This is a genomic window from Chamaesiphon sp. (assembly GCF_041738855.1).
In the GTDB taxonomy this organism is placed as follows: Bacteria; Cyanobacteriota; Cyanobacteriia; order Cyanobacteriales; family Chamaesiphonaceae; genus Chamaesiphon.
Map to the genome: position 1 here is coordinate 1 of NZ_JBGSPA010000073.1, position 12,471 is coordinate 12,471.

Consider the following 12,471-nt stretch of genomic DNA (forward strand, 5'->3'; position numbering starts at 1 on the left):
CTTCGTAGGATAAATTGCCGACGTAAATTGACATATCGCTGTCTCCAGAATCCTGTAGGTGTAGAGAGTTAGATTCGGAGAAAAGCTTGTAAAAAGAACCATACAGCCGAAAATAATCTTCATTCATTATGGTAGCACACAATCGCGGAAATCGATCGGGTCTGTGCGATCGGTTGGGTAAATTGTCGATCGACATCGCCAATTGACGCGACTGTCTGGGTCTAAATTCGCTCGATTTTACTGGGGCTTCACTTGCACTCGGTTCGATGCCAACTTTGCCGCTTGGGCGATTGGGCAAAGCCCACGCTTCGCGAACGCACCAGATCGGCAAACTAATCCGATCTCAATCGTACAATTGAAGCTAAATGGTCGAGCAGCGATCGCTCTCCTCGCTTAGGGATCTGATGCCAGTGCTTTACAGCAGCCTAACGTACCCGACAGCAATCAAGTTGCTCATTGAGGATGGCGATCGTGACTCCACCTCGACCATAAACAATCATAGATAATTAATAACTTATGTCTCAAGATTTGAAGATTGGTGTAACGATCCGGATCGTTGCGCTGCCTGCGTACCTCAAAACTGCCGACCCGATGCCGATGTTGCTACCACCAAGCCGACTTGAGCTGGGGGCAATCGGGGTGATTACCGATCGCAAACCTGGTAATTATTGGGTCGTAAAATTCGATCGCAGTTCATTTTTGCTAGAAGATCGGTACTTAGAAGTGGTAGCGGCTTGATTCACGATCGATTTTGGGTGCCGATCTAGTTGGTCGCGACACAAAAATTAGTACTACTTATCAATCCCATAAGTTATCCTGAATAGTGAATCGATCGAGTACAGCCCATATTTATATTTCCTAAACGCAAGGTAAGCAGCATGACACAAGCATTTAATGGCAGAGACAACGGCAGATTCTCGCTGGGCGCAGACGCATCAAAACGATGGCAGAATGTGGCAATTGCTAGTTTGGGCTTCTGGCTCAGTGGTAGCTTGATTTTGGATTTAGTCATCATGCCTACTTTGTGGACGACAGGGATGATGGAGAGTAGTGGGTTTGCGTCAGCTAGTTATAGTATTTTCTGGATTTTTAATCGGGTAGAATTGGTATGTGCAGCGGTTGCGCTCAGTAGTATTTGGGCATGGAGCCAAGCATCAAAATCGAGTGCGGAAAATCAGCAGCAGTTATTTGCAGGTGCTGTCATGCTGCTAGCAATCGCCTTCAGCTATACTTTCATCCTCACTCCTTATATGAGCGGATTGGGCATCAACCTTGATGTGTTAGAAACCACAAAATCGTTACCCGCTGAGATGAACCAAATGCACGCGATTTATTGGGTGCTAGAAGCAGGTAAATTGGGCATCGCCGGATTGTTGCTATCCAAATTCGAGCGATCGGTCGTTTAGGATCGCGACTAGGAAATCGAACTATGCGATCGATCGCATCAATGTCAGGCTAACGTGGACTACAGCTTCGGTACCAAATCGGTAAGTAATCTACCCATAAAAATCACCGCAGCAGGTTTACCTGTCTGCGGATTTTTGGGTTCTCGGATCTCTACTATCGATAATCCATTTGCGACGAATAGATTTACCCACGTTGCCAAGGTGCGAAAATACCACGGTGGCGGATCTGTAAACTCGGGACTAAACCCACACCAAGAGGAACATCTCCAGCCATCAATGTATGGGAGATCGCCTGTGGCAAAGATGGGATGTAGGGTTTGAACGATAAATGTGCCATGAGGATTGAGTAATCTGGACATCGATCGAAATACACCCCGTACTGATTCATCACCCAGTAAAGAAAAATTGGCTACCGCCACATCAAATTTTTCCGAAAGCTTACCAGCAGTTATTTCTTCATAAGATATCAACTCAAACCTACCTTGACCGTTAACTTGTGCTTGGTGAATCAAAACTGGAATGATGTCAGTTCCCAACACGTCCATACCTTGCTGGACTAGTGTTCGTGTCAGCCAGCCTTCACCACAACCCAGATCGAGGACTGTGCGACCATTTTGATTGACTACCGCATCAATAATCGATCGATCGGTTACTAGTCTTCGACTCTCAATTTGCCGCTCCTGAATCGCGACAATCCAGGGGGCAGCATTTTTATGCCAAGAGTCGATAATTTTTCGCTCGTTGTCTCGATCGATTTCCATAGAACAAAACATTTATCGAGTCTGGTAAAATTGCTGACATCAAATCAACTTACCGACTGCAACACCCCAGAAAAAATCTTTAATCATCGATGCGTCGGTGTTGACGTGAATTTTGCGACCCCAAGAATAGATATCAAACTGGACTCTACTTTGCTTGTTTTTAGTTATCTTGGTTGGTGGTTCGATCGAGATATTACCCAAGATCGTCACCCAATGATTGGGGAAAACGCGATGAAATCTCGACATTAGAAAAGAATTATTCCCGAGCAAACCTTGAGAATTGATCAATCCAAATGCCACACCGCCAGCCTCGATCGTGCTGTCTGCTACTTGCAGGGCGCGAAATTCACCAGATAGAATTGTCGGGTGAGATTTGGTGTGAGGATAGCCGAGTAATTCTTTCACCCAACCATTGATTTCCCAGGGTTTGGTGATGCCACTGAGTTCGCGAATTAGTTTTGGTGCCTTGGGATATACGGGGACGAGCGTATTTGCACAATCGCGGAGGGTAGCCAGGAGCATCCAATCAGCTTGCGGCATTCTCAGGTTGCCATAACTGCGACACAATCTGCCAGAGGCTACGACTTTTTTGGTATAGCCTTCAAAACTACCATGCTCGTAGAGATTTTGACAGATATCGATGTAGCGATCGGGTTGTTTGCGAATTAGTTCAAATACTACTGCGGCAGGGCCACAAAAAGGCTGCTCTCCCTGTTGAATCTGATAAGGATTAACGAGCCTGTCGCGAATATCCTCAATGATTTGGCTTTTGTCTAGATGATTCCAGACTCCAGTTTGCGGCGATCGCGCAAATTTAGCAAGCCGTTCGTCGAGGCGGGGATCGATCGTCGCTGTCGGATTCAAGTCGCTTCGCATATAATTTGGTGTGGACGCGATATCGGCGAGTAGGTACTCCCTTCTCATGTTACCCATATTAGCTAGCAATTCTCAATTTTGTTCGGGATGTTTTTAGTCGGTGGGGATTGGTTGAATGCGCAATCACATTGAAGAGATCGTGAATTTTATACAATTGTCCGACGGTTTCGATCGGCTCAGGAATTTTGACCTACTCCCTTCCCAGTGCAGAATTAGACATCTAATGTAGAGGTGAATGGTGAATCAACACTGTCTATTTCTTGGGTGGGGAGGGAGTAAGTCATTAAAGAGCGAGTATTCGCGACGACTGCGGTAAGATCGGAAGGAGAATCACCAGTGAGAATCCCATGACCGATCGATCCCAGCCCGTAATCCCAAATGATAAATCTGTAGTCGAAGCTTATCTAACCGCTCAAAAAGATAATGCGGTGCAGGACTTAGGCGTGGGATTGATTCCAGCGGCACCAGAGGGATTTCGATCGGGATTTGTGGGGATTATCGGCAGACCGAATGTGGGTAAGTCCACGCTGATGAACCAACTGATCGGTCAAAAAATCGCGATCGTCTCTCCAGTCCCGCAGACGACTCGCAACCGCTTACAGGGCATCCTGACTACCGCTACGGCGCAAATGATCTTCGTCGATACTCCTGGTATTCACAAGCCGCACCACAAATTGGGTGAAGTATTGGTCAAAAATGCTCAAAGTGCGATCGGGGCGGTAGATGTCGTACTGTTTGTAGTCGATGGGATGGAAATCGCTGGGGGTGGGGATAGGTTCATCGCCGAGCTACTGATAAATGTCAAAACGCCAATTATTTTGGGTATCAATAAAATCGATTTGCGAACCGATCTGAGCCGCTCTCACTTGGAAGCCATCGATGCTAGCTATCTCGAACTCGCTCTAGCTCACAACTGGCAGGTAGTGAACTTTTCTGCCGTTGCTGAGACGGGTTTGGATCGATTGCAAGCTAGTCTGAGTGAAAATCTCGAACTCGGCCCTTACTATTATCCGCCTGAATTGGTTACCGATCAGCCCGAACGGTTTATCATGGGCGAACTGATCCGCGAACAAATCATCTTGCTGACGCGGGAAGAATTGCCTCACTCGGTAGCGGTGACGATCGATCGCGTCCAAGAAGATGCCAAAATCACCCGCGTCTTGGCGACTATCTATGTCGAACGCGATTCTCAAAAAGGCATCCTGATCGGCAAAAGCGGTCAAATGCTCAAACAAATTGGTAGCAATGCCAGAGAGCAGATGCAAAAACTGATTGCTGGCAAAGTTTATCTCGAATTATTTGTCAAAGTTCAACCCAAATGGCGACAATCTGGTTTGCGCCTAGCAGAACTGGGGTATCGGGTAGAGTAGGGACTAGGAGCCAAGGGGACTAGCAGCACGTTGCGATTGCCGAAGGCACGCTGCGCGAACGAGTGGTATTTTTTGCGACCCACAAGCGCAAAATAGCCGATCTAGCAACGTTAATTATGCTGAATTTAATGTACAGTGACCAATTAAGCTCGATCGCCTTCACACTTCAGCGATCGCGCCCAGTTGCCAGTACGTAGCATCAACCCTAGTCCCTAGTCCCCGATTCCTCAAACATGGTATCAACCCCCCGCCGAGAGCACCTCTCCCCTGTCGTCGAAGCCCAAGTCGATCCTCATACCCTGGCACAGATGGGAATTGCGATGCTCATCGATCTTGCCCAGCGCGGCGAAATCGACCCTTGGGATGTCAAAGTCATCGACGCGATCGACTTACACCTGAGCAAGCTGCCGCTTCTAGCAGACGCATCCTTGGCTCACAAACAAGCCAATCTCTCGCAATCGGGGCAAGCCTTTTTGTGGGCAGCAATGTTGGTACTGCTCAAAGCACAAAGCTTGGAGCAAAGCCAATCTCCAGCCGAAGATTTTGACTTTATTGAAGAAGATCTCGACTTTGAACCGATCGGTACTACGGGGCTACCGCGTAACCTCGAGCGACATATTCGCCGCCGACTGACATCCCCCCCACCCCGCACGCGTCCCGTCACCCTCCAAGATCTGATCCAGCAACTGAGCCAAATTGCTGATAAAATCGCCGCACCGACAGCGCGTCGCCGCTCCATTCGAGGGAAGGTGATGTCCGTCAAACAGGCTACCCAAAGCATTGTGGGGCTGGCTCATGATGAGAATTTGACCGAAATGGCGGCACTTGTGGCAGAGTTTCTAGTCACTTATACTAGTGAGACCGATTTCTGGACTCTCGACGACCTTGTAAATCTGTGGTCTGCCAAGTTTCCGGCTGCTCCCGGACAACATCATGGCGCAAATCACGATCGAGTGGGCGTATTTTGGGCACTATTGTTATTATCAGCCCAATCGAAAGTTGAACTGCATCAAACAGATTTTTACCAAACCCTGACTATTCGTAGATTAGAGCAAGAATCGGTAGAGATGAACTAGCCTCCCCTCCCACCGGAGGATTGGCGTGGTGCAGGTGAGAGTCGATCGCTGCTACAGTATACAAAACAGGGATTTTAAGTATCCAAGATTTAATATGAAAGCAATGATTCTGGCTGCTGGGAAAGGCACGCGAGTACAGCCCATTACCTACACTATTCCCAAACCATTGATTCCGATCCTCCACAAGCCAGTCATGGAGTTTTTGGTGGATTTGCTCAAGAAGCATGATTTCACCGAAATTATGGTCAACGTCAGTCATCTTGCCAAGGAAATTGAGAGCTACTTTCACGATGGGCAAAGATTTGGCGTTCAAATTGCTTATTCATTTGAAGGCAAAATTCGTGAAGACGGAGAATTGGAGGGACAAGCTCTCGGTTCGGCTGGTGGGATGCGCCGGATTCAAGATTTCTATCCCTTCTTTGATGATACATTTGTGGTATTATGCGGTGACGCACTGATCGATCTCGACCTCACCGCCGCTGTCAAATGGCATCGCGAAAAAGGTGCGCTAGCGACAATTGTCACCAAATCTGTACCCCGCGATGAAGTTTCCAGTTATGGGGTAGTAGTAACTGATGAAAATGGTCGAGTTCAAGCCTTTCAAGAAAAACCTTTAGTAGCAGAAGCCCTCAGTACGAATATTAATACAGGGATTTATATCTTTGAACCAGAAGTATTGAATTATATTCCCTCCGGTCAAGAGTACGATATCGGTGGTGACCTGTTTCCCAAGTTAGTAGAAATGGATGCCCCTTTTTACGCGATTCCCATGGATTTTCAATGGGTAGATATCGGTAAAGTCCCCGACTACTGGCAAGCGATTCGCAGTGTCTTAATGGGCAAAGTAAAGAACGTACCAATCCCTGGAACTGAAGTAATGCCAGGAGTTTTTACTGGAATCAATGTTGCGGTTAATTGGGATAAAGTAGATATTACCGGGCCTGTTTATATTGGTGGCATGACCAAAATTGAAGATGGAGCTAAAATAACTGGCCCCGCCATGATCGGTCGCAATTGCCATATTTGTAGTGGCGCACACATTAATAATAGTGTAATTTTTGAATATTCTCGCATTGCTGATGTCGAGCTAACTGACAAGTTAGTATTCGGACGATATTGTGTCGATAAAGATGGCGCGACGATCGATGTTCAAGCCGCTTCATTGGATTGGTTGATTACGGATACTCGCAAACCGATCGAGAATATCAAACATCCAGCAACGGTATTTGCTAGTTCCTTTAATATCAAGCCTCCCAATCGTCCTTGACTAATTATCGAAATTGGCTGCATGTGTTGACAATTCAAAGTAAGGGCAATCCAATTGCTCATACTTTTACGCGTTCACCGACGAATTATCTACTCCTCTGCCCACAACAATCGCACCGCCATTAGTGCAAATCCAAGAGCAGCAAAGCCCTTGAGTACCTTCGTGGGTAGAAATCCGGCAATTTCACCACCTGCTAAAACACCGATCGAACTAGCAAGTAATAATGCTGCTACCGAACCAAAAAATACCGCTCGGGGATGCTGACTGCTACCACCCAAAGCGATCGCCGCTAGCTGACTCTTGTCGCCAATTTCAGCGATAAATACCGTTGCAAATGTTAAACTTAGTAGTTGCCAATTCATAAGAGAGTAGATGGTGAATGGTGGATGGTGAATGGTGGATGGTGGATGGTGGATGGTGGATGGTGAAAAGCAGAGACACTTGTGTCCACTAAAACCTAAAGCCTAAAACCTAAAGCCTAAAACCTAAAGCCTAAAACCTAAAGCCTAAAACCTAAAACCTAGAGAACTCGGATGATGCTGGGGATGCTGTCGATCGCCTCCAAGCTCCCAATCTCAGCCAATGCCGAGTCAAAATCGGCTTCGGATACATCATGAGTCACGACGACGATTTCGGCGCGATCTCCTTGGAAACCAGTTTGGACGATCGATTCGATACTCACATGATGCTCCCCAAAGCTGGTTCCGAGTTTACCAATTACTCCTGGCACATCCAGACACAAAAATCTCACATAGAAACTGCTCCGTAAGCTCGATAAGGGTGCCATCTGGCTGTATTCAGTATGATTGCAGCTCAAAAGGGGATGGAGTGCGTTGTGGGGTGACTCAATCGCCTCTTCACGGCTAATATGGCATTGTCGGACACCGACGATCGCCAGGATATCCGAAACCACCGCCGAAGCTGTCGCGCCAGCACCTGCCCCAGGGCCAAATAACATCACTTCTCCCAACGGGTCGCCTTCAACTAAAATCGCATTGTACACGCCATTGACAGTGGCGAGGGGACGATCTCTGGGTACAAATGTGGGATGTACCCGCACCGATACCGCGCCACCTTCTACCCGTTCGGCGATCGCGAGTAACTTGATAACAAAATTGAGTTTATCAGCATAGGCAATATCTACCGCACCGATCTTCCTAATTCCTTCGCAATACACGTCATCGCGCTTGATTCTGCCCCCAAAGGCGAGTGATGCCAAAATTGCGATTTTGTCCCCCGCATCCAATCCATCGATGTCAGCGGTCGGATCTGCCTCCGCGTAGCCAAGTTTTTGAGCATCGGCGAGGATATCTGCAAACTCACCCCCTTCGACGGTCATGCGGGTGAGGATATAGTTAGTCGTACCATTGATAATTCCCGTCACGCGCCCAATCCGGTTGACTCCCAGAGACTGTTTCAATGGTTGAATGACTGGAATCCCCCCACCGACAGCCGCTTCCAGCATCACATAGACACCCGCTTGATTGGCTGCGGTAAAAATTTCATCGCCAAATTTGGCAATCAGAGCCTTATTGGCAGTGACGATGTGTTTGCCATGCTCGATCGCTTTGAGTATCAGGCTCCGTGCAGGTTCGATCCCACCCATCACTTCCACAACGATCTCAATTTCGGGGTCGCAGACGATCGCATCGAGATCTGTCGTCACCAACTCTGAGGGGAGATCTACAGCGCGAGGCTTATCAATCGATCTCACGCCCACGCGCCGGATCTCCACAGACTGGAGCAAGTGATGCCGCCCTACGGGATCTAGTAAAATTTGAACAGTTCCCGTACCAACGGTTCCTAGTCCGAGGATGCCAATTTTAACCACAACTTTACTACTCTAGATTCATGCTTCAGTCTCGATCTTAAACTAGTTCGGACTCAGATTCTCAGCCGCAGCCTCCAGAGCGGGAGAATCAGTGAGGCGATTTTCCCGCTCTGAATGCAACGCCAACGTCTAATTGGACATAATTGGACACAATCGGCTCATTAATCGGACGAGGTAGCTGATGATGATAAGAAAGATCGAATAAGCCACAGGTGAGAGTCGCAGCACGATTAAAGCTCGACTCAAACAACTTACGATCGATCGACTCTTGATTCGCTATGGCAATGGCAGATCTACCTGGTATGGGCTTGGTTAAACAGGCGATCGATAATCAACATCTTTATCATGAAGATAAATTTTCAGAGTTAAAACCCCTTAATCCTTTCATAGCAAGGATTAAAGGGCTTGAGGGTGTGGTAATTAAAATTTAAGTGGGCTAACAATTATTAGCCCACTCCGTAGCTAATGTCTATCTAGGCTAAAATAGCCCATTTGGGAATTAAAGCTTTCCAGAATTCTGGAGCCTAAGCTAATCTTGGCTAATTAATATCGATCTCAAAAGTCAAATCTCGCAGAGCCAAGTAAATTTAAAAGTCGTCCCTATGCCGAGCTGAGATTCGAGGGTAATTTCGCCACCCTGAGTTTCGACGAGCTTCTTGACGATCGATAGCCCGATGCCAGTATTATTTTTATTGGCACCAGACAGTGTTCTAAAAATATCAAACACATCTGCTTGGTTTGCTAGAGCGATCCCCCGACCATCATCTGTGACACTAAATTCCCACATCTGAGCATCCGGCTGAACGGTGACTTGAATTCTACCATCGGCGCGATCGTGATGTTTGTAAGCATTCCCAATCAAATTTGCTAAAACTTGACTTAACAACACGCGATTGGTGGTAATTGGTGGTAGATCGGCGGGTAGCTCGACGACAAAACTGTCGGGAATGCTCAATGAATCGACGATCTCGGCCAGGAGCTGTTCGACTTTAAAAGTTGCCAAGCTTGCAGCGGTACTCCCGACCTGCGCATATTCTAGTAAACCAGTGATGAGGCTATCCATGCGATCTACCCGCGATCTCATTAAGTCTAGATTCGTGAGAATATCTGGATCGATCGTTGGCGGTAGGTCATCGCGAATCCAGGCGGCGAGATTGGAAATTCCGCGCAACGGGGCTTTGAGGTCGTGAGAAACTGTATACGAGAACCGATTTAGCTCTTGATTGCGAAGTTCGAGCAGGGCAGTAGTTTTGGTCAGCTCGACTGTTTGGGCTTGCAGAGCCAATTGGAGCTGTTTGCGCTCGGTAATGTCGATGCCGGAAGGAATCAGAAACTCAACTTCTCCTGAATCGTACAATAGAGGTGCTAAACAAAAATCAATGATAATGAACTGGTCTTCTCCTAAGCGAACCTGCACGTCATAGCGAACCGTTTCTCCGGTAGCCGCTTGTCGAATCGCCGCCCAGAGTTGCGCTTGAATCTCTGTGTCGTAAGCCCACCAATAGGCATCGGGAAAGGGTTTTCCCAAAACATCCTCAGGAGACAGTGAAGCGGCTCCCAACGCGGTATTGTTGGCTTCAATGAGTGTGCCGTCTGGGGTCATCATGCCCACAAAACTAAACAAGTTATCGAGGACGCGACGCACTTTGGATTCACTTTGGCGAATTTCGACTTCTGCACGTTTGCGATCGGTGATTTCTTGCACGACGACATTAATGCCGATACTCTGTCCGGTACTATCCTTGAGGGGATGAAAATTTGAGATCCAAGTCCGGTAAATTCCTGGCTGAGCAATCGTTTCACCGCTAATTTCTAGATTCAGTAGTGGCTCTCCTGTCTCTAATACTTGTCGCAGTAGCGGTTCGTTTCGATCTGCTAAGTCGCCGATGACTTCGCGCACGGTGCGCCCGATGTGATCGGCTATCGAAACGCCGTTCATTTCTGCCAATCTGTGATTGACGCGCTCAAAGCGCAAGTCAACATCGAGAATTGCCAGACCGATCGGAGCAGTTTGATAAATGGCTTCAATTTCCATCAGTTGGCTTTGAACCAGTGCCTGACTCTGACGCAGTTCGTCTTCTGCTTGCCGTCGCTCGGTCAGATCGTGCGAAATCACCAGGATCTGCTCGACATGCCCATCTGCGTCATGCAGGGGAATCACACTCACTTCCCACCATTTGGGTACCCCGGTCGCGGTCGGACATTGCCCCTCAAATTTACCGATCGTTCCGGCTGTAGCAGCGGCAAAAGCGGCTTGAGCCAGTTCCTGTTCGCTCCCACCCCAAAACTGCGTCCATAAAGATCGATCGTAGTCGGCAAAATCAGCGATTTCTAATAGCTGTTTGCCCCCATCGTTCATATACAGGAGCCGACCTTCAAGATCCAGCACCTTGATACAATCTTGATTATTTTCTAAGATCCGGCGATTAAATTCCTCACTGCGACGCAGGCTATCCTCGGCTTGCTTGCGATCGCTAATGTCTTCTGCAATGCCAGCAAATCGATACAGCTTCCCAGACCGATCGTAAAGGGGAAAGCAGCGATCGTTCACCCAGCGAATCCTGCCATCGCTCAAGACAATGCGGTACTCTTCGTCAAATTCACCCGCAGCAGCTTTTGACTGAAAGGCTTGGGATGTACATTCGCGATCGTCTGGATGAATATGATCGATCCAAAAGGAGGGGCTTTCATACAATTCCTGCGGCTGCCATCCCCACAGGCGTTCATAGGCAGAGCTAACGTAGGAAACCCTCCCTTCAGGTTCTTCCCTTAACCAGAAAACTGCATCAATATTTTCGGCAAGCTGACGAAAGCGGGTTTCACTTTCCTGCAAAGCTTCGGCGGCTCGTTTGCGAACGACTTCTTCGCGCTTCGCTTCGGTGATTTCTTGCGTGACGATATTAATGCCGATAGTCCGTCCGGTTCGATCCTTGAGTGGATAAAAATTTTCGTTCCAAGTCCGGTAAATTCCTGGCTGAGCTATTGTTTCACCGCTAATTTCTAGATTCAGTAGTGGCTCTCCTGTCTCTAATACTTGTCGCAGTAGCGGTTCGGCTTCATCGGCTAAGTCCGGGACGACTTCGCGCACAGTGCGCCCGATGTGCTCGGCTATCGCCACGCCGTTAATTTCTGCCAGTCTTTGATTGATGCGCCCAAAGCGCAAGTCAACATCAATAATTGTCAGACCGATCGGTGCAGTTTGGTAAATGGCTTCAATTTCCATCAGTTGGTTTTGGGCGAGTGCCTGAGCCTGAAGCAGTTCGTCTTCTGCTTGCTTGCGACCCGTGATATCCAGATCTACGCCCGACATCCGCATCGGTTGCCCACTCGCATCGTGAAACACTTTTCCCTGACTCAGTGCCCACCGAATGGTGCCATCTGGATAAAGCACCCGAAATTCGATGTCGTAGTTTGTACCAGGGGTCATTGCCGCAGCGATCGCTGCTAAAACGCGATCGCGGTCGTCTGGATGCAGCCGAGCCACAAACTGCTCATAGGAACCATCAAATTCTCCAGGAGCCAACCCAAACAGGCTCTCCATATTTGACGACCAGATAATTTGGCTTTCTAGAATATTCCAATCCCAAGTGCCCATTCGGGCAGCTTCTAGCCCGACCCGCAGTCTTTCTTCACTGCTTCGCAGCATCTCCTCTGTCCGTTTGCGCTCCGCGAGTTCGGCTTGGGCTTGCTGATAAAGCTCCGCCTGACGGATCGCAACGCTGACCTGTGTGGACAATTGCTGAAGTAAACTCACATCTTGCACTAGTATATAGGCACTAAATTTCCAGTGAAACTAACTCGAATGCCAGCCCCTGTGACAACAGAAATTCTCGCTGACGCTCGATTTCTAATAAAAGTAGACTCACAGCAGTCTGTGGCATTAA

At 48.1% G+C, this 12,471-nt stretch carries 12 protein-coding genes; 6 read left to right on the plus strand and 6 right to left on the minus strand.

Features of this window, described 5'->3' with window-relative positions; all coding sequences use genetic code 11:
* Nucleotides 1–298 (minus strand): hypothetical protein (locus ACEW9I_RS07455; RefSeq protein WP_373539720.1); only part of this gene is annotated, 298 nt, incomplete at its 3' end.
* Between the two features lie 218 nt (nucleotides 299–516).
* Between ACEW9I_RS07455 and sipA the strand changes: the two genes are divergently transcribed.
* Nucleotides 517–738: a regulatory protein SipA gene (sipA, locus tag ACEW9I_RS07460; RefSeq protein WP_373539721.1), complete on the plus strand. Its 222-nt coding sequence runs from the start codon at nucleotides 517–519 to the stop codon at nucleotides 736–738.
* A gap of 140 nt (nucleotides 739–878) precedes the next feature.
* Nucleotides 879–1,406 carry a DUF4149 domain-containing protein gene (locus tag ACEW9I_RS07465; protein WP_373539722.1) on the plus strand — a complete coding sequence of 176 codons (528 nt, stop codon included), beginning with the start codon at nucleotides 879–881 and terminating at the stop codon, nucleotides 1,404–1,406.
* 59 nt (nucleotides 1,407–1,465) lie between these two features.
* Here the strand turns inward: ACEW9I_RS07465 and ACEW9I_RS07470 are convergent, their stop codons facing one another.
* Nucleotides 1,466–2,179 (minus strand): class I SAM-dependent methyltransferase, encoded by a 714-nt coding sequence (locus tag ACEW9I_RS07470; protein WP_373539723.1) that lies wholly within the window; start codon nucleotides 2,177–2,179, stop codon nucleotides 1,466–1,468.
* Between the two features lie 27 nt (nucleotides 2,180–2,206).
* The gene (locus ACEW9I_RS07475; RefSeq protein ID WP_373539724.1) at nucleotides 2,207–3,043 is read right to left on the minus strand and encodes a hypothetical protein; all 837 of its coding nucleotides are present in this window, start codon (nucleotides 3,041–3,043) and stop codon (nucleotides 2,207–2,209) included.
* A 347-nt stretch (nucleotides 3,044–3,390) separates the two neighbouring features.
* On the opposite strand from ACEW9I_RS07475, the gene era reads away from it, so the two are divergent.
* The 3 genes from era (at nucleotide 3,391) to ACEW9I_RS07490 (ending at nucleotide 6,756) form a co-directional block, all read left to right on the plus strand.
* Nucleotides 3,391–4,413: a GTPase Era gene (gene era, locus ACEW9I_RS07480; RefSeq protein ID WP_373539725.1), complete on the plus strand. Its 1,023-nt coding sequence runs from the start codon at nucleotides 3,391–3,393 to the stop codon at nucleotides 4,411–4,413.
* Between the two features lie 233 nt (nucleotides 4,414–4,646).
* Entirely contained in the window at nucleotides 4,647–5,489 is an 843-nt protein-coding gene (locus ACEW9I_RS07485; protein ID WP_373539726.1) for a segregation/condensation protein A, read from the plus strand.
* 94 nt (nucleotides 5,490–5,583) lie between these two features.
* Complete coding sequence (locus tag ACEW9I_RS07490) at nucleotides 5,584–6,756, plus strand: sugar phosphate nucleotidyltransferase (RefSeq protein WP_373539727.1); 1,173 nt, start codon at nucleotides 5,584–5,586, stop codon at nucleotides 6,754–6,756.
* Nucleotides 6,757–6,845: 89 nt separating this feature from the next.
* On the opposite strand, the gene ACEW9I_RS07495 is transcribed toward ACEW9I_RS07490, so the two are convergent.
* Nucleotides 6,846–7,118 carry a TMEM165/GDT1 family protein gene (locus ACEW9I_RS07495; RefSeq protein ID WP_373539728.1) on the minus strand — a complete coding sequence of 91 codons (273 nt, stop codon included), beginning with the start codon at nucleotides 7,116–7,118 and terminating at the stop codon, nucleotides 6,846–6,848.
* Nucleotides 7,119–7,276: 158 nt separating this feature from the next.
* A complete protein-coding gene (locus tag ACEW9I_RS07500; RefSeq protein ID WP_373539729.1) occupies nucleotides 7,277–8,587 on the minus strand; it encodes a homoserine dehydrogenase in 1,311 nt (436 codons plus the stop codon).
* A 278-nt stretch (nucleotides 8,588–8,865) separates the two neighbouring features.
* Here ACEW9I_RS07500 and ACEW9I_RS07505 point away from each other — a divergent pair, with 278 nt between their 5' ends.
* Nucleotides 8,866–9,018 carry a hypothetical protein gene (locus ACEW9I_RS07505; RefSeq protein WP_373539730.1) on the plus strand — a complete coding sequence of 51 codons (153 nt, stop codon included), beginning with the start codon at nucleotides 8,866–8,868 and terminating at the stop codon, nucleotides 9,016–9,018.
* A 131-nt stretch (nucleotides 9,019–9,149) separates the two neighbouring features.
* On the opposite strand, the gene ACEW9I_RS07510 is transcribed toward ACEW9I_RS07505, so the two are convergent.
* Nucleotides 9,150–12,341 (minus strand): PAS domain-containing protein, encoded by a 3,192-nt coding sequence (locus ACEW9I_RS07510; protein ID WP_373539731.1) that lies wholly within the window; start codon nucleotides 12,339–12,341, stop codon nucleotides 9,150–9,152.
* Between the last annotated feature and the right edge of the window lie 130 nt (nucleotides 12,342–12,471).